14 protein-coding genes are annotated in these 16,538 nt (G+C 60.4%); 6 read left to right on the top strand and 8 right to left on the bottom strand.

The window, feature by feature from the left end; genetic code table 11:
* Position 1 precedes the first annotated feature (1 nt).
* The 7 genes from M4J40_RS10505 to M4J40_RS10475 all read right to left on the bottom strand — a co-directional run bounded on the left by M4J40_RS10505 (position 2) and on the right by M4J40_RS10475 (position 10,137).
* A complete protein-coding gene (locus M4J40_RS10505; RefSeq protein WP_251754065.1) occupies positions 2-898 on the bottom strand; it encodes an ABC transporter permease in 897 nt (298 codons plus the stop codon).
* 86 nt (positions 899-984) lie between these two features.
* Entirely contained in the window at positions 985-2,496 is a 1,512-nt protein-coding gene (locus tag M4J40_RS10500) for a sugar ABC transporter ATP-binding protein (RefSeq protein WP_251754063.1), read from the bottom strand.
* Positions 2,497-3,487: 991 nt separating this feature from the next.
* Positions 3,488-4,981 (bottom strand): xylulokinase, encoded by a 1,494-nt coding sequence (xylB, locus tag M4J40_RS10495; RefSeq protein WP_251754061.1) that lies wholly within the window; start codon positions 4,979-4,981, stop codon positions 3,488-3,490.
* 80 nt (positions 4,982-5,061) lie between these two features.
* On the bottom strand, positions 5,062-6,531 hold the full coding sequence (locus tag M4J40_RS10490) for a mannitol dehydrogenase family protein (protein ID WP_251754059.1): 1,470 nt from the start codon (positions 6,529-6,531) through the stop codon (positions 5,062-5,064).
* Between the two features lie 23 nt (positions 6,532-6,554).
* Positions 6,555-7,589: an ABC transporter permease gene (locus M4J40_RS10485; RefSeq protein WP_251754058.1), complete on the bottom strand. Its 1,035-nt coding sequence runs from the start codon at positions 7,587-7,589 to the stop codon at positions 6,555-6,557.
* 12 nt (positions 7,590-7,601) lie between these two features.
* Positions 7,602-9,098, bottom strand: a complete 1,497-nt coding sequence (locus M4J40_RS10480) for a sugar ABC transporter ATP-binding protein (protein WP_251754055.1) — start codon at positions 9,096-9,098, stop codon at positions 7,602-7,604.
* Between the two features lie 70 nt (positions 9,099-9,168).
* The gene (locus tag M4J40_RS10475) at positions 9,169-10,137 is read right to left on the bottom strand and encodes a substrate-binding domain-containing protein (RefSeq protein ID WP_251754053.1); all 969 of its coding nucleotides are present in this window, start codon (positions 10,135-10,137) and stop codon (positions 9,169-9,171) included.
* A gap of 651 nt (positions 10,138-10,788) precedes the next feature.
* Here M4J40_RS10475 and M4J40_RS10470 point away from each other — a divergent pair.
* Genes M4J40_RS10470 through M4J40_RS10455 form a run of 5 tightly spaced genes read left to right on the top strand, consistent with a single transcriptional unit; the run spans position 10,789 to position 15,281 of the window.
* Complete coding sequence (locus M4J40_RS10470) at positions 10,789-11,943, top strand: toprim domain-containing protein (RefSeq protein WP_251754051.1); 1,155 nt, start codon at positions 10,789-10,791, stop codon at positions 11,941-11,943.
* Positions 11,930-13,069 carry an AAA family ATPase gene (locus tag M4J40_RS10465; protein ID WP_251754049.1) on the top strand — a complete coding sequence of 380 codons (1,140 nt, stop codon included), beginning with the start codon at positions 11,930-11,932 and terminating at the stop codon, positions 13,067-13,069. The genes M4J40_RS10470 and M4J40_RS10465 overlap by 14 nt, the downstream gene beginning before the upstream one ends.
* Positions 13,062-13,256: a hypothetical protein gene (locus tag M4J40_RS10460; protein WP_251754047.1), complete on the top strand. Its 195-nt coding sequence runs from the start codon at positions 13,062-13,064 to the stop codon at positions 13,254-13,256. The genes M4J40_RS10465 and M4J40_RS10460 overlap by 8 nt, the downstream gene beginning before the upstream one ends.
* On the top strand, positions 13,249-13,644 hold the full coding sequence (locus M4J40_RS22610) for an HNH endonuclease signature motif containing protein (protein ID WP_405030735.1): 396 nt from the start codon (positions 13,249-13,251) through the stop codon (positions 13,642-13,644). Before M4J40_RS10460 ends, M4J40_RS22610 begins: the two co-directional genes overlap by 8 nt.
* Positions 13,644-15,281, top strand: a complete 1,638-nt coding sequence (locus M4J40_RS10455) for a terminase large subunit (protein WP_251754045.1) — start codon at positions 13,644-13,646, stop codon at positions 15,279-15,281. The genes M4J40_RS22610 and M4J40_RS10455 overlap by 1 nt, the downstream gene beginning before the upstream one ends.
* Here M4J40_RS10455 and M4J40_RS10450 read toward each other — a convergent pair whose 3' ends face one another.
* Positions 15,282-15,794, bottom strand: coding sequence for a hypothetical protein (locus M4J40_RS10450; protein WP_251754043.1), 513 nt, complete (start codon positions 15,792-15,794; stop codon positions 15,282-15,284).
* Here M4J40_RS10450 and M4J40_RS10445 point away from each other — a divergent pair.
* Complete coding sequence (locus M4J40_RS10445) at positions 15,793-16,476, top strand: hypothetical protein (protein WP_251754040.1); 684 nt, start codon at positions 15,793-15,795, stop codon at positions 16,474-16,476. The genes M4J40_RS10450 and M4J40_RS10445 overlap by 2 nt on opposite strands.
* The last annotated feature ends 62 nt before the right edge of the window (positions 16,477-16,538 follow it).

Raw genomic sequence — 16,538 nt, 5'->3', positions numbered from 1 at the left:
TTCAGTGGATTTGGCGACGGCGCATGGCGTCGGCTAGAACGGTTGCGAGGATCAGGACGCCCAGAACGGCGCGGAGCCAGTAGGCGGAGATGTTGAGGAAGACCAAAGCCGAGCTGACGGCCGAGAAGAAAATCGCGGCGAGCGTCGAGCCGTAGACGGTGCCTCGACCACCGATGATCGACACACCGCCAATCACCGATGCCGTAATAATCGTCAGTTCGAGATTGTTGGGAACCGTCGACTGGATGACCTGAAGCTGGGTTCCGAACAACACGGCGGCGATGCCAGCAAACATACCGTGCAGGGCAAAGACCCCAACTGTCAGCCGCTCCGGCCGGATACCGACTGTCCGAGCCGCCTCCACATTGCCACCAACCGCATAGATGGCGCGACCAAAGGGAGCGTAACGCATCCACACGCCAGCGGCGATGGTCAGCAGGATCATGAAATAGACGGGCGAGGGAATACCGAACAAACGGAACTGGGCGATCAGGAACTCAGGCGGCAAGTTGCTGATCCAAACACCCTGGGTCACGGTAATGAGGCCGCCTTTGAGGATGGACACCACGCCCAATGTCACCACGATGGCCGGAATTCTCGCGTATGCGACAAGCACTCCGACGACAGCTTCGATAAAGACGCCAACCAGAACAGGAACCAGCCAGCAGACCCAGACTGGATAGCCGCTGACAGCCAGCGTTCCGGCAATGGAGGCAAGGACACCGATCAAGGCGCCAATCGCGACGTCGATGTGTCCAAGGAGAATGATCATCGTCATGCCGATGGCGGCGACGGCAATATAGGCGTTACCCGCGACCATGTTGTTGATGTTGGCCGGCCCGAGATAGTTGGGGTTTATCAGACTGACCACAACAACGATCACAAGCAGGGACAGCAAAACGGCAGTTTCCTGCCCATAGGCCCGGATAAACTTGAGAAGAGCGGAGGAGGACATGGGACGCAAGGCTTGGCTGGGAGAGTGGCTCACCGCTCGATCTCCTGATGACGGGCGCTATGGGTCATTGCTGCGCCAACGCTCTCAAGCGTGGCTTCGGCGCGCGGAATTTCGGCGACGAGCTTGCCCTCGTTCATCACCATGATGCGGTCGCTCATGCCGAGAACTTCGGGCAACTCCGAGGAGATCATGATGATGGCGATGCCATCGCGAGCCAGTTCGCCCATCAGGGTATAGATTTCAGCCTTGGCTCCGACGTCGATGCCACGCGTTGGCTCGTCCATGATGAGAATGCGCGGCTTGGTTCCAAGCCACTTGGCCACAACCACTTTCTGCTGGTTGCCACCCGACAGTTGGCCCGCGATCTGATCCGCCCCCCATGTACGAATGGAAAGTTGTTTGATCGACTGAACCGCAAGCGAGCGTTCCTTGCGGAGACTGACCAGGAAATAGCGCGAGATACGATCAAGGATCGGGTGGATGATGTTTTCGCGGATTGTTTGCGCCTTGACCAATCCTTGCCGTCCGCGATCTTCGGGGATGTAGGCGATCCCGAGATCACGCGCCTCACGCGGCGAGCGGATTGTGACGGCCTCCCCCCCGATCCGGATTTCACCGGCCGTGGCCGGGGTGATGCCGAACATGGTCAGCGCCAGCTCGGTACGGCCGGCCCCAATCAATCCGGCGATGCCAACGATCTCGCCTGCCCTGACGCTAAGGCTGACATTGCGAACACGCTCGTTGCAGCACAGATCGCGCGTTTCAAGCAGCACATCGCCAAGCGTGACCTCCGCCTTCGGATAAAGCTGAGCGATATCCCGTCCGACCATCATGGACACCAGGGTCGGCTGATCCACTTCGTCTCGGTTGCGCGTACCGATCATGACGCCGTCACGCAGAACGGTGATGCGATCGGCAATGGCAAAGATCTCCGCCATGCGATGGCTGACATAAATGATGCCGACACCGCGATCGCGCAGGCGGCGGACGATATCGAGCAGACGTTTGGCGTCGGTCTCGGCGAGCGCCGCGGTCGGCTCATCCATGATGACGATCCGCGCATCCTGAGACAGCGCCTTGGCAATCTCCACACGCTGGCGATTGGCGACGGAAAGCGTACCAACCACGGCATCTACATCGAGATCCGGACTGTCGAGACTGTCGAGCAGAACTCGCGCCTTGGCTCGCATGCTGCGCCAGTCGATATGACCGACCGAACCGCGTGGGGCATGCCCCAGAAAAATGTTCTCGGCTACGGTCAAATCGGGAAAGAGCAGCATTTCCTGATAAACGGTGGCGATGCCACGCGCGTTGGCTTCCTTGGGCGAAGAAAACTGGACCGCCTCTCCATTGACCCGCATCTCGCCGCCGCTCGGAGTGAGAACTCCGGCAACGATCTTGATCATCGTCGACTTCCCGGCGCCGTTCTCGCCCATCAATGCATGGACTTCACCAGGCCGGACATCGAAGTTTACGCCGGTGAGAACACGAACGCTGGCGAATGATTTGGAGATGTTCGATAGCTCAAGTAGGCAGGTCAATGCATCTTCCCTCCGCCCAATAGACAAACTGCGCGCATTGCATTCGCAGGGGAGCTAGATCAGACAACAGAACCACGCACGTCGCCGGCATCGGCGACGCTAAAACCGGAAATATTGTTCTGCTCGCTTCGCTGACCGCACAATAAAGAGCGCCTCTACCACTCCGGCGGAACGAAGACTGATCTAGCCTGAAACCTCCGCGCGCCTCTCCGCGCATCAACTCAGCTGATTGCCGTTGATCATGTCGGCGAGTTTAGGAGTCCATATGATTGTCGTCAATCTTATATGATTGATTTTTTCACATGAAATGCACGACTCTGCCACAAATCAATCGCAACGTTACAACACTCACCAGCCAGAAATCGCCATCAATTCTATTATCATATTGATTTTAAGTGATTTTCTTGATCTTCCAATTGAGTTTAACATTTGAGATCATTTGCACTGAACAAACACCGTATGATTGCGGATCCTCGTATCATGATCAACGACGATCATAGGCCAATAGCTGCCGATCAGATTGCAGGCCTTCTCGGTCCGCCAAATAGTGGAGTCAGTATCGCCCTAGGCGTCATGCCCAGGAGGGCTGTTCGGTCGTCTGGATGGCGATCATGCCGTTGAGGGCGAGGCGCCGACAAGAATGGCGGGCTTCCAATGCGCGCCAGAGCGCTGTTCGATCCGACTGAATCAGATCAACGCTTTACGCTTTTGTTCCCAAAGCACCATCTTGCCGATCCTCGTTTCACTCCGGTCGGATGATGTTCTTGGAGTGGCAGCTCGGCAGGGCTCGTGTGCAGAGATTATCCGCGAAAGCGAGCCGCTAGATCGCGTCCGGCCAACTCAGGTTAGCCGGACGCGCTCCATCCCATTGTTTCACGCAACTCCGGACGCAAAGTCGGTATCCACTTTTGCCGGGACTAAACACCTAGTTAGGCTTCGTCGGATCCGACGGGCCGCGCGGCGGCCGGAACAAGCCGGCCGCCACACCATCTCACACCCCGATACCGTGGATGCGGAGCAAGGCTTCGGCGTAACGACCGAAGGCATCGTCATAGGCGGCGCGCCGGGCAAGATCGGGCCGCATGGTCTTGTCGGCGTCGACGGCAACGCAGCGCGCGGCGATACTCGGCAGGGATTCCGGCGCACCGGCCTCGCGCCCAGCAGCCCACATGGCTTGCAGGGCACCTCCAAGACAACCGGCCTCCTCGCCCGCCGGTACGACGATCTCGGCGCCGCAGGCGTCGGCGATCAGTTGTCGCCAGGGCGCACTGCGGGCGCCACCGCCGATCAGGAAGATCCGGTCCGGGTCGCGATTGCCGAGGATACGACGCATGGCGCCAGTCACCCCGAAGCTGACCCCCTCGACCATCGCCCGCATCAGGTTTTCAGTGGTCAGGTTGTCGCCCCTGAGGCCGACAAGACTGCCCGTCGCGGTCGGCAGGTCGGGAGTCCGTTCGCCGTTGAGGAAAGGCAGCAGCGTCAGGCCGCCGGCTCCGGGCAAAGTTGCGTCGAGCGCCTCCGACAGGAAGCCTATGTCACGACCGAACGCCGAGGCCATGCGCCCCGTAACGTTGGTGGCGTTCATCGTGCAGATCAATGGCAACCAGCCGCCCGAACTGGAACAGAATGGCGCCACCCAGCCTTCGGCGTCGGTAATCGCTTCGTCGGCGTAGCAATAGGCCGTAGCCGACGTGCCGAGGCTGATCGTGACGACGCCGGCCTCGACGTTGCCGGTGCCGATGGCACCCATCATGTTGTCGCCACCGCCGGCGGAGACGAGGCAGCGAGTCGAAAGCCCGAGCGCCTCGGCGGCAACCGCCGTGAGAGAACCAACGATCGCGTCCGGGGCGATCAATTCGGGAAGCGCGGCGGCAAGGAGACCGCTGCCACCGTCGATGAGATCGAGCGGCGCCGTCGCCCAGACACGGCGGCGGATATCGAAGAAGCCGGTGCCGGACGCATCGCCATATTCGGCCACTGCTCGGCCAGTCAGCCAGTAGTTGAGATAGTCATGCGGCAGCAGGATGCGGTGGATGCGGCGGAAGTTGTCCGGCTCGTTCTCCTTGAGCCACAGCAGCTTTGAAATGGTGTAGCCGGTACGGGGCACGATGCCGAGCTGGTCGAACCAGGCGGTGGCACCTCCCAGTCCTTCGATCAGTGCGTCGTTCTGCGGCGCCGTCTCGGTGTCGTTCCAAAGCTTGGCCGGCCGGATCGGCGCTCCGGTATCGTCCAGAACCACCAGGCCGTGCTGCTGCCCCGAAATGCCAAGGGCAACGATATCGCCGCCAGCAATGCCGGCGTCGGCGATGGCGCCACGAACGGCCGTCGCCATCGCCTCCACCCACCAGGATGGCTCCTGCTCGCGGGCGCCGTTCGCCCGCTCGATGAGCTTATGGGCCGCATGGCCACGGCCAAGCGTGTGGCCGGAGTCATCGACGATCAGCGCCTTGGTGCCCTGGGTGCCGCAATCAATTCCAAGAAACATGGGATTCTCCTCCCGACGCGTCGGGGTACCGACGAGCGACGACAGGAGGGAGAGGCCTCCGCCGTCGCCCGTCGGCCGCTTCAGCAGTAGCGGCGAACGGTTTCCAGCGCTCCTGCCGAATGGAGCGAGGCAAGGGCCTCCTGGTAGGCGGCGACGAAGCGCGGCTCGTCGGCAAGGTCTCCGAACAGCTCGCGATTCTCGATGAAGGCGGTCGGGTTGTCGCGATTGTGGGCGGCGATCGCCATCAGCTTGTCCTTGAGGCGATCGACCACCTCGATCGGCTTGCCCTGTTCGTCGGTGCCCTCGGCATAGCGAGCCCAGCTCGCCACCACCGCCGCCGAGCGGGAGATGTCCCCGCCTGCCTTCAGCTGGGCGCGGATCACGGGCAGCAACCACTTGGGGATGCGGTCGGAGCTCTCGGCGCACAGACGGGCCAGGGTGTCGCGCACTTCCGGATTGGAAAAGCGCTCGATCAGGGTACGGCGATAGCCGTCAAGATCGACGCCGGGAACCGGCGACAGGGTCGGTGTCCCCTCAAGAGTCATGTAGTTGAGCAGGAACTCGGCGAACAGCGGGTTGGCCATCACCTCATGGGCGTAGCGATAGCCGGAGAGATAGCCGAAATAGGTGAGCGCCTGATGGCTGGCATTGAGCAGACGCAGCTTCATCAGCTCGTAGGGCACCACGTCGGCCACCAATTGCGCCCCAACCTTTTCATAGGCCGGACGACCAAGCGGAAAATGATCCTCGATCACCCACTGGGTGAAGGGTTCGCAGACGACCGGCCACGCATCTTCGATGCCGAACCGGCGGGCGACCTCGGCGATATCCTCCTTGGTGGTCACCGGCGTGATGCGATCGACCATGGCGTTGGGGAAGGCGACGTGGCTGGCGATGAAATCGCCCAACTCGGCATCCTTGGCGCTGGCGTAGGCGCAGAACATCTTCTTGGCGACATCGCCATTGCTCTGGATGTTGTCGCAACTCATCACCGTGAACGGGGGGATGTTGCGCGCCCGACGACGGCGCAACGCCTCGGTGACGAGACCGAACACCGTCTTGGGCACCGCATCGGCCTTGAGGTCGTGAGCGACGTCGGGGCTACCGAGATCGAACTCGCCGGTGACGTGGTGGAAGTTGTACCCCCCCTCGGTGATGGTCAGCGACACGATGCGGGTCGATGGCGCCGCCATCAGCTCAAGAACAGTCTCGGGATCGTCCGGAGCATAGAGGAAATCGACGATCGACCCGATCACCGACGCCTCGTAGCGGCCGTCGGGATGCTTGACCATAAGGGTGTAGAGCCCATCCTGGCTGTTCAAAGCGTCGCGCATGCGCTGATCGGCGGCCATGACGCCAACGCCGGTGATGCCCCAGTCCAGCGCCTCGCCCTTGTTCATCAGCCGGTCGAGATACATCGCCTGGTGAGCGCGATGGAAACCGCCGACACCGAAGTGGACCATGCCGGTCGTGACCTTGCTGCGGTCATAGGTGGGGCGGGCGACGGAGGCGGGCAGCGTCGCCAGGTTGGCATTGCTAAGCTTGATCATGATTTGAGACCTAGGAAATCCGTTCAGGAACGCGAGGACAGGCGGAGCTTCAGGCTCTCGAGCAGCACGGCGAGGACGATGATGACGCCTTTGACCACTTGCTGGTGATAGCCGGGAATGTTGAGCAAGTTCATGACGTTGGAGATGACCGAAAGGATCAGGGCACCGATGATGGTGTTGAACACCCGGCCACGACCGCCGGCCAGGCTGGCTCCGCCCACGACCACGGCCGCGATGGCGTCGAGCTCGAAGCCGATGGCAAGGATGGGTGAACCGACGCCGGTGCGGGTCGAGGCGATGATGCCGGCGACGGCACAGGCAAAGCCCGAGATCATGTAGACGCCGAACTTGTAGCGCTCGACGCGAATACCGGCGAAGCGCGTGGCGATCTCGTTGGAGCCGATGGAGATCACCAGCCGGCCGAACACTGTCTTCTTGTAGAGGAACAGCGCCACGGCGAAGCATATGAACAGCACGTAGACGGTGGTCGGCAACCCAAGGAAGGAAGCGATGCCGAAATCGTTGAAGCCTTCGTCGTTGATGAACTCCGGCTGCCCCTTTGAGATGATCAGACCGGCGCCACGGGCGATCGTCATCACCGCCAACGTGGCAATGAAGGGAGCGATGCGGAAGTAGGCGACGAGAGCACCCGAGATGGCGCCAAAGAGCGTTCCGGTCAGAAGGCCGATGATCAGGGCACCGAAGAGGCCGTAGGTCGGGATGGAGAGCGCCACGACGACCGAGACGATGGCCATCAGCGAACCGACCGAAAGGTCGATGCCGCCGGTCAGAATGACGAACAGCAGGCCAAGCGAAACCACACCGAGCGGCACGCACTGCCGCATGATGTTGGTGAAGTTCTCAAACGTGTAGAAGCGATCCGTCAGCAGCATGGCGATCACAAGCATCGCCACGAAGACAATGAGCGTGGACTGGTCGAGCAACAGGGCGACGACGCGCTCGCGCGACCATCTGGACGGCTGGGCGCCGACTGGCACACCCTGGTCCGATACGATCTCGGTCATGGTGGTTTCCTTCCCTTGGGGCTGGTTGGTCATCTCGTTTTCCCCTCACTGGATGCTGCGCTTGGGGATGGCGAGCGACATGATCCGTTCTTCCGAAAGCTCGTCTCCGGCCAGTTCGCCCGCCACATGGCCGTCGGCCATGACGTAGACGCGGTGGCAGAGACCGATGACTTCCGGCAGTTCGGAGGAGATGACGAGAAGGCCTTTGCCTTCCTCGGCCAGCCTATGGATGATGTTGTAGATTTCGGACTTGGCCCCGACATCGACGCCACGCGTCGGCTCGTCGAACACCAGGAAGTCGCAACCGACGTTGAGCCACTTGGCGAGCACGACCTTCTGCTGGTTGCCGCCGGAGAGGCTCATCACCGGATCGCCGAGCTTGCCAAGCTTGATGCGGAGCTGCTCGCGCAGCTTCTGCGTCAGCGTCTGTTCGTGACCGTGGCGGATGACACCGAACCGCGACACGCCGCCGAGGCGCGACATCGTCATGTTGGCGTCGATCCCCATGGCAAGGACGGCGCCCTGCTCCTTGCGGTTCTCCGGGACCAGCCCGATGCCCTGGGCGACGGCGTCGGCGGGATGGGCGACCGACACCTTGCGGCCGTTCTTGACCATCTCGCCATGTTGGTAACGGGCGAAGCCGAAGATGCATTCGGCGATCTCCGTCCGGCCGGAGCCGATCAGGCCGGCGAGGCCGACGATCTCGCCCTTGTGGACGGTGAGATTGATGTCTTCGATGACGCCGCGGCGGGTGAGATGGCGAATCTCGAACAGCGGCTCCTCACGCGGAGGCAGCTTCTCCGGAAACAGCGACTTCAGCTCACGACCGACCATGGCCGTGATGATGTCGTTCTCGCTGCACGTCTTGGGATCGAGATCGCAGATGGTGACGCCATCCTTGACGACGGTGATTCCGTCGGCAATGCGGAAGATCTCCTCGAGCCGGTGCGAGATGTAAAGGATGGTGACGCCCTTGGCCTTGAGGCGGCGCAGGTTGTCGAACAACAGGTCGATCTCGGGCGCCGTCAGCACCGCTGTCGGCTCGTCGAGGATCAGGATGTTGACTTCCTTGGCGAGCGACTTGGTGATTTCCACCATCTGCTGGTAGGCAACGGTGAGATCGCCGGCACGACGACGCGGATCGATCGGGAAGCCAAAGGACTTCAGCAACTGGCCGGCGCGGGCATTGATCGACGTCCAGTCGACAAGCGGTGTCCCCCGGCCCAGGTCGTCGAGAAAGATGTTCTCGGCAACCGACAGATCCGGCGACAGCGCCAGCTCCTGATGAACGATGCCGACACCCTTTTCGCGACTCTGCTGCGGCGTCTCGAAATGGACCTCCTCGCCGTCGAGCAGGATGCGGCCGGCGTCGCGGGTGTAGATGCCGGACAGGATCTTCATCAGTGTTGACTTGCCGGCGCCGTTCTCGCCGACGATCGCGTGGATGGTGCCTTTCTCGACCGTGAGGTTGAAATCGGACAGCGCCCGAACGCCGCCAAAATGCTTCTTGACGCCCTCGATGACGATGGCTGGACTTTGCATGGAAACGACCCTCCCGTCGTTCTACCTGTGGATACGGGTGGGCAAGCTCGCCTGCCCACCCTGCCCTATATCAGTAGAGAGACTCGGGATCGTAGTATTCGTCCACGTTATCCTTGGTGATCAGCAGCGGCTTGATGTACTCGTAGTTATTGAAGACCCGCTTGCCCTCGTGATGGGCCTTGATGATCTCCATGACCTTCTCGGTCAGCAGCTTCGGGTTGTTGGAAGCCGTCGCCTGCAGATCGCCACGCTTGATGGCGTCAAGGGCGAACTTGTAGCCGTCGTGGGCGAAGACCTTGACGTTCTCCAGCTTGCCGGCCGCCTTCAGGGCGCGAATGGCGCCCAGCGCCATGTCATCCATTTCGGAGTAGACCATGTTGATCTTGTCGCCCTGGGCGACGATCGCGTCTTCCATGGCCTTGAGGCCGCCCTGCTGGTCCCAGTTGCCCCAGCCCTGCGTCAACACCGTGAAGGTGGTCGCGCCATAGTCGCGCATCTGGGCTTCCATCACGCCGGCAATGAAGTTGTCGCGGCGAGCTTCGCCGACGAGGTTGCCCTGGTTGCCGGAGATGATCACCGCATTGATCGGGTTGTTGCCGAACTCCTTGACGGCGAAATCGCCGATCAGCCGGTTGTTGGCGGCATTGTTGGCCATGACGCGGGTGATGACGGGGGCGTCGAGCGAGATGTCGCTGTCGAGGTCGATGACCGGGATGCCCTTCTTGGCCGCCATTTCGGTGATCCTGACGCCGGCCGCCGGATCCTGCGGGTTGAGCACCAGATAGTCGATGTTCTGGGACAGCATGTCCTCCACGTCGGCGACCTGCTTGTCCATGTTGCCGGCGGCATCGGTGGTGATGAGCTGATAGCCGGCCTTCTCGGCATTGATCTTCATGTACTCGGTCAAGCCGACGAAGAAGGCCCCATTCAGCGTACGGTTGGCAAAGCCAATTTTCAGGGCATCCTCGGCGCCCGCGGTGGAAGAAAGGCCAAGCGTCATCATTGCCGCGGCAAGCGCAGCGCCCACTAACCTATTCATTTTTCTCTCCGTGAACTTGATATATCGATCGATGATCTATCCACACGATGTAGATCAGGCAGTCGATCGATCCGAGCAGCGTCCTTACACTTATGTGTCTCCCTCGCTGGCCCGATGATTAATGCTCGCATGACGCTTTGTGGCTGACCAAGCAATCTCTGTCGATTATTGTGCAATTTTTGCAAAGATCGAAGACAGTCACCAAGGCTACATGTCTTTCAAACTGCATGATCTTTCTCTCAACCGATTGAGATTTAAGGGATCCGGCCAGACCCAACTGCAAAATCGTATCCAACGGGCGCTTTCCTGCCCTTTTCCACGGTTGTAGAACTTCGGAACAATCGCGGCTTTTCGTGCCGCGGCCGGCAGCGCGTTGTGCATCATTCCCGCCTATCGTCGGAGTCCGCGATGCCCAAACCGTTCGTCAGCCCTGCACGAAGGATCGGCCAGCCATCTCAGGAGGGAAGGCAGGAACGCGCCTGCGGCGACAAGCTTACAAAGTATATTGACTTCAGGGATAACGTTCGCCGGGCGCGCGTTTGCTCCAACTGGCGACATCTCGCGAATGACGAGGCGGCGGCGGAAGGCAAAGCAACAGGCCGCCATTCACACGCGTAAAGTCGGCTTTACCGACCCAATAACACTATCTAGATGAAAGAAGAAAATGGCGCGCTCGAAGAGATTCGAACTCCTGACCCTCAGATTCGTAGTCTCGGGCTAGGCTTTGATTCTGTTGAGCTTTACGGCAAACCGCGTTCAAATTGCCTGACGAAGGATCAATACGTTAGCCTCGGATATGCAAACCGTCGCGGAAGGCCACCCGCCCAAAACGAAACCGCCGCCCAGGCTGGCACCTGGAACGGCGGAGATCGGTATCGCGGAAAATCAAATAGGGTTGCAGTATACCGCGAACGGGCTCGTTTGTCGATAGACCCGCGAGTCGCGGCGGCTATTTTGGGCGGCGAGGCTAACGGCGCAAACGCCTATGTTCCCGGCCCTGGTCACTCCAAAACAGACCGTTCGCTGTCGATCCGCTTCGACCCGGCTGCGCCCGAGGGGTTCGTCGTCAACTCGCACGCCGGAGACGATCCAATCGCTTGCCGGGATTACGTGAAGGCCAAGCTCGGCTTTCGTGGCGAGGTCATGCCGGCAGTCCTTTACGCTCCGCCAAAGCCGACGAATACGGCCGACGCTGATGCAGAGACCAAGACGGCCATCGCTCTGCGCATCTGGCGCGAGGCACGCGATCTGTCAGCAACGCCGGCAGAGACCTATCTCAACCGGCGCGGCGTCTGGCATGTCCTGCCCAGCGGTGCGGACGGCGAGGCCCTTCGGTGGCATCGCGACGGCTTCATGGTTGCCTTGGTTCGCGATATCGAGACGGACCAGCCGAAGGCGATCCATCGGACCTACATCGATGCTAGCGGCAACAAGATTGACCGGAAATGCCTTGGCCCGGTCGGCGGTGGTGCGGTGAAATTCACCGACTCCGCAGACGTGACGCTTTCACTCGGAATCGGTGAGGGCATCGAAAGCACCTTGTCGCTTCGGCGCTTGCCTGACCTCGAAAGCCTCGCGGTATGGTCCCTGCTGTCGGCCGGAGGCGTCGAGCGTTTCCCCGCCCTGCCGGGTATTGAAAGCCTATGGGTGGCGGCCGACGCCGATCCGACTGGACAAGCCGCAGCCGACACCGCTGGCAACCGTTGGGAAGACGCGGGCAAGGAAGCCATCATCATTTCGCCGACCAAGGCCGGCGCCGACATGAACGATATCGGCGGCGAGGTGGCCTCAAATGCTGCACACTGAAATCAACCCGACCGGCTTCCCCGTAATCCCCGGCGTCGAAGTCAAACGCCTGATAAAGGAAATCGACGAGGGCAAGCCTGAAGCGCCGAAGCCCGAACGCAAGCCGGCCCGGAAGTTCGCTTGCCGGTCCGGAAAGTCGATCATGAACACGGAATATGCGGAACTGCGGTGGACGGTGCCGGGCTACCTTCCCGAGGGTCTTTCGATCCTCGCAGGCCGGCAGAAACTCGGGAAGACTTGGCTCGCTCTCGACTTTGCCGTCGCGGTCGCAACTGGTGGTCTCGCCATGGGCGCCGTGCCGTGCCAGCGTGGGGATGTGCTGTATATCGATCTTGAGAATGGCGAACGTCGCATCCAGCGCCGTCTCAAGACTATGTTCCCCGGTGACGGAAGCACCCCGGACCTTGGTCGTTTGGAATTCACCACGGAAAGCCCGGACCTTGGCCCTGAGTTCTTGGCCGCATGTGACGACTGGCGCCTAAGCTGCGACCGGCCGGCGTTGATCGTGGTGGACGTGCTCCAGCGGATCAAGCCGGCGGGAAGCATGGCCCGAAACGCCTACGAGAATGATTACTCCACGATCAGTAGCTTGCAGGCTTGGGCCACGCGCCACGGCGTTTCCGTCTTGGTCCTTCACCATACTCGCAAGGGCGGCGCGGATGATCCACTTGAGGCGCTGTCTGGCTCCAATGGTCTGTCCGCATGTGCCGACACGACATTGGTTCTCGACCGAGACGGCAATGGGGTGACCCTCTACGTACGCGGCCGAGATGTGGAGGAACAGGAGACGGCTCTCAGGTTCGACGGCGGCCTGTGGTCAATCTTGGGTGCGGCGTCCGAGGTGCGACGGACGGATGAGCGGCAGGAAATCTTATCGGTTCTTATCGAGGCGGATGAATCCTTATCGCCTCGCGACATCTCAGTGGCAACCAGCATGCCGCGAAACAACGTGGATCAGCTTCTCTTCAAGATGGGCAAGGCTGGCGAAGTGCTGAAAGCCGGTCGCGGACGCTACATTCACCCCAAAAGGACCGACCTTATCGACGCTCAACCCTCAACCCCCGGTAAGAGCGATAAGGAAATAAGAAACGGGGATGATGAGGAAGGGAGGGAAGGCGATGAGTGATCACGCCTCTTATCCCCTTACCAATCTTATCGCCCCTACATGGAGGCGGGCCGATAATTTCCTCGCACTAGCGGACAAGGTGGCCCGTCTCGGACCGGATCGGCGCGACCCGGAGCGCTTCCATATCGACAAGAGCGAGATCGTCGCGGAGCTTCGCAAGCTGGCGCGGGAGGTGTCGCGTGGCTGATTGGCCGTACAACACCGCCGCATGGCAGAGACTCCGAGCGGCTAAGCTGGCAGAGTCTCCGCTGTGTGAGCCGTGCAAGCGGCGCGGCGTCGTCCGCCCCGCTCGGCACGTCGACCATATTCGATCTATCACGTCGGGCGGTGATGCCTTCCCGAGCTTCGACGGGCTTATGTCGATGTGTGCCAGCTGTCATTCGATCAAGACGAACGCGGTGGATCGCAGAGGCGGCAGCGGCATTCGCTTCAAGGGCGTGGACATCGACGGTCTGCCAATCGATCCCGACCATCCATTTTTTGCAGAGGGATATACCCCCTCCGATCACCAGCCAGCGGGGATGCCCGACCGGCTTGGGGGACGAACGCGCACTAAGTTTTGGAGGTCTGAATAATGGGTCAGCGCGGACCGGGCGCGAAGCCCATCAAAAAGCCGGTTGCGACTGTCGATCTCGCCTCACCGGCTATCGTTTCCGAGGTCATGCCGTGGCAGCGCCCGCGCATGTCTAGGGTTGCACGTGTCGTCGCCTTCCTTGACAGCCTGCCCGTGACCAGTGGCGTTCTGACCGGCAAGCGGTTCAAGGTAAGGCCATGGCAAAAAGACTTCCTAGAGGCTGTCTATACCGGGCAAAAGGGGCGCCGTGACATTCGGACCGCCGTCCTTTCCATGGCCCGCAAGAACGGCAAAACCGGCCTTGCCGCTGGCCTTGGCCTCTGTCATCTCGCCGGCCCGGAGGCAGAGGAACGCGGCGAAGTCTACTCGGCTGCAAACGATCGCTTCCAAGCCGGGCGGCTCTATTCGGAGATGGCCGCAGTCGTCGAGCGCGTCGACTGGATGAGCGAGCGAATCTCGCTGCGCCGTCATGCCAAAGAGATGGAAGACCTCGGAGGAACCGGCAGTGTGTATGCCGCTCTATCGGCCGACGTAGCAACCAAGCACGGGCTCTCCCCGAGCTTCGTCGTCTACGATGAGCTAGGGCAGGCCGTAAGTCGCGACCTGTTTGACGCGCTGGATACAGCTATGGGCGCCCGCTCTGAACCGTTGATGCTCGTCATTTCGACCCAGGCGGCGACCGATACGGCGCCAATGTCGGAGCTGATCGATTACGGTCTGCGCGTGAGCCGTGGCGAGATCGAGGACAAGACATTCCACCTCACGCTCTACGCGGCGCCAGACGACGCTGATCCATGGTCCATGGAGGCATGGCAGGCGGCAAACCCCGCGCTTGGCGACTTTCGGTCCCTGCCCGACGTCGAGCGCATGGCGAACCAGGCGAGGCGCCTGCCGTCGAAGGAAGCGGCCTTCAGAAACCTGATCCTGAACCAGCGGGTTTCCGCTGAAGCGTCACTGCTGACCGTTGGCGAATGGAAAGCGAACGGCGGTCCTGTCGACCTTGACGCCCTCGCCGGGCGGCCATGTTACGCCGGCCTCGACCTATCGGCTTCACGCGATCTCACGGCGCTGGTGCTGGTCTTTGCCGATGACAACGGGGGATTCGACGTGGTGCCATCGTTCTGGTTGCCCGACTCTGGCCTCGCCGACAAAGCCGAGCAAGACCGCGTTCCCTATGTCGTGTGGCGAGACCAAGGCCACCTAAACACCATCCCCGGCGCCGTCATTGACCCTCGCTATGTCGCTGCCGAGGTCGCCCGCCTGCATGCCCGCTTTAAGATTCGGAAGCTGGCCTATGATCGCTGGCGCATCGAAGATTTCAAGCGGGCTCTCGCCGACGAGGGCATTGATGACATTGAGCTTGTTCCCCATGGACAGGGGTTCCGAGACATGGCGCCCGCAGTTGATCGCCTTGAGCGGCTTGTCGCCGAACGGAATCTCCGCCACGCGATGCAGCCCGTTCTGATGTGGAACGCTGGCAACGCCCGCGCAGTTCCCGACCCAGCCGGCAACCGCAAGCTCGATAAGTCCAAGTCGACGGGCCGGATCGACGGTATCGTGGCGCTGGCAATGGCTTTGAACGTCGCCGAGCGCCATGAAGATGTGGAGGAGTGGTTTCCAATGTGTGAGATAGTATGATTATCCGAGCGATTTGGAGACGATCAGGCCTACTTGGTCGATCTCCGTTCTGGCGAGTTCATGAACGGGGTATTTTTGACCAAGCTCGCCCAGATACCCTTCGTTAAAGTCGATTTTCTCATGCATCCCACTGACAAACGACTTCACCCAGGCCTTCGGATCGCTCTTGTCGCGTGCCATATCCGAGATAACTTGCAACATGAACGCCCTAAGCACAAATCCATTTGCCATCAGGTAGTCGTATAGTTCTGGCTCTTCGCTCATCGAGGCTTTCCTTCGGTAACGCCTGTCCGACCCGTCACTTTGATCGGCAAACTGCACGTGACGTGATGGTGACAGGTAACGCCAAACACAACGGTTGCAAATCAGGCGTTCGGAGCAACCGCCAAGCCTACCGAGAGGCCCGCCGGGTTCGTATTCACGGAAACGTGATGCTTCATTATGTGTCTCACACAGAATAAGCTTGCGGGCACCATCATTCTGTGCGATAAACAGAATGAAAGGAAGCACCATGGCTAAGCTGCCTGCACTTGTGACCGCACTTACCGAAGTCGACGGACGTGATCGTCCGACGATTGACCATTACGCCCGCACGATCCGCGAGGCGGGTTTCATTCCTACCGGCAAGCGAGGTGTCGGGGCGGCTGAGATGGACGTGCGCGCCGCTGCTAACTTGCTCATCGCGCTAAACTGCGGTTCCGATGCAAAACAAGCTGCTGAGAGGGTGGCTTTTTTCCGAGCCTTCATTCTCAACGACGCATCCGATCCGCAGGGCTTTCGGACATTCCAGGCAATCAACAGCGCGCAGAATTTTGGCGAAGCGTTGGAGCTTCTTATCGGGGGCGTTCCCGAAATCATTCTTAGGGGTGTGCGATACATCGACGAGAAGTGGCCGGAAAAAAGTGATGAATTCCGCCAGATCGCGAAAAGTCGGATGCTTGCCTCCGGTGACGTTGTGAATTGCGTGGTCAAGCTGAGTTTAAGCGGAGTTGAGATCAAATACCGCGCTTGGGACGATATCGAATGGTCCGCCGAGTTCAGCATACCGGTCTCTTTGATTGAGACAGCACTCATCATGGAGAGGCTAAAGACAGATCGGCGCGTAACCTGCTCTTTTGGTTTGCCGACGCTAATTGCGGCTTTCAAAGCGCTACTAGTCGACGATCACGAAAACGTGATTTCAGCCGTTACCTGACCTCTTGAAAATCACAAGAGGATTATCTACCTCTTGTAAATAACAAGAGGTGAAGAGGTAGG

This window comes from Pleomorphomonas sp. JP5, assembly GCF_023721815.1.
GTDB lineage: Bacteria > Pseudomonadota > Alphaproteobacteria > Rhizobiales > Pleomorphomonadaceae > Pleomorphomonas.
Note: the sequence above shows the minus strand (reverse complement) of the source record. Positions and strands in the feature narration are given on the sequence as shown.

Bases quoted from the DNA above. Each gene is read 5' to 3' on its own strand.
- M4J40_RS10465 (WP_251754049.1), top strand. From the start codon at position 11,930: ATGCTGCACACTGAAATCAACCCGACCGGCTTCCCCGTAATCCCCGGC.
- M4J40_RS10470 (WP_251754051.1), top strand. From the start codon at position 10,789: ATGAAAGAAGAAAATGGCGCGCTCGAAGAGATTCGAACTCCTGACCCT.
- M4J40_RS10445 (WP_251754040.1), top strand. From the start codon at position 15,793: ATGGCTAAGCTGCCTGCACTTGTGACCGCACTTACCGAAGTCGACGGA.
- M4J40_RS10455 (WP_251754045.1), top strand. From the start codon at position 13,644: ATGGGTCAGCGCGGACCGGGCGCGAAGCCCATCAAAAAGCCGGTTGCG.
- M4J40_RS10485 (WP_251754058.1), bottom strand. From the start codon at position 7,589: ATGACCAACCAGCCCCAAGGGAAGGAAACCACCATGACCGAGATCGTA.
- M4J40_RS10480 (WP_251754055.1), bottom strand. From the start codon at position 9,098: ATGCAAAGTCCAGCCATCGTCATCGAGGGCGTCAAGAAGCATTTTGGC.
- M4J40_RS10475 (WP_251754053.1), bottom strand. From the start codon at position 10,137: ATGAATAGGTTAGTGGGCGCTGCGCTTGCCGCGGCAATGATGACGCTT.
- M4J40_RS10460 (WP_251754047.1), top strand. From the start codon at position 13,062: ATGAGTGATCACGCCTCTTATCCCCTTACCAATCTTATCGCCCCTACA.
- M4J40_RS10450 (WP_251754043.1), bottom strand. From the start codon at position 15,794: ATGGTGCTTCCTTTCATTCTGTTTATCGCACAGAATGATGGTGCCCGC.
- M4J40_RS10490 (WP_251754059.1), bottom strand. From the start codon at position 6,531: ATGATCAAGCTTAGCAATGCCAACCTGGCGACGCTGCCCGCCTCCGTC.
- xylB (WP_251754061.1), bottom strand. From the start codon at position 4,981: ATGTTTCTTGGAATTGATTGCGGCACCCAGGGCACCAAGGCGCTGATC.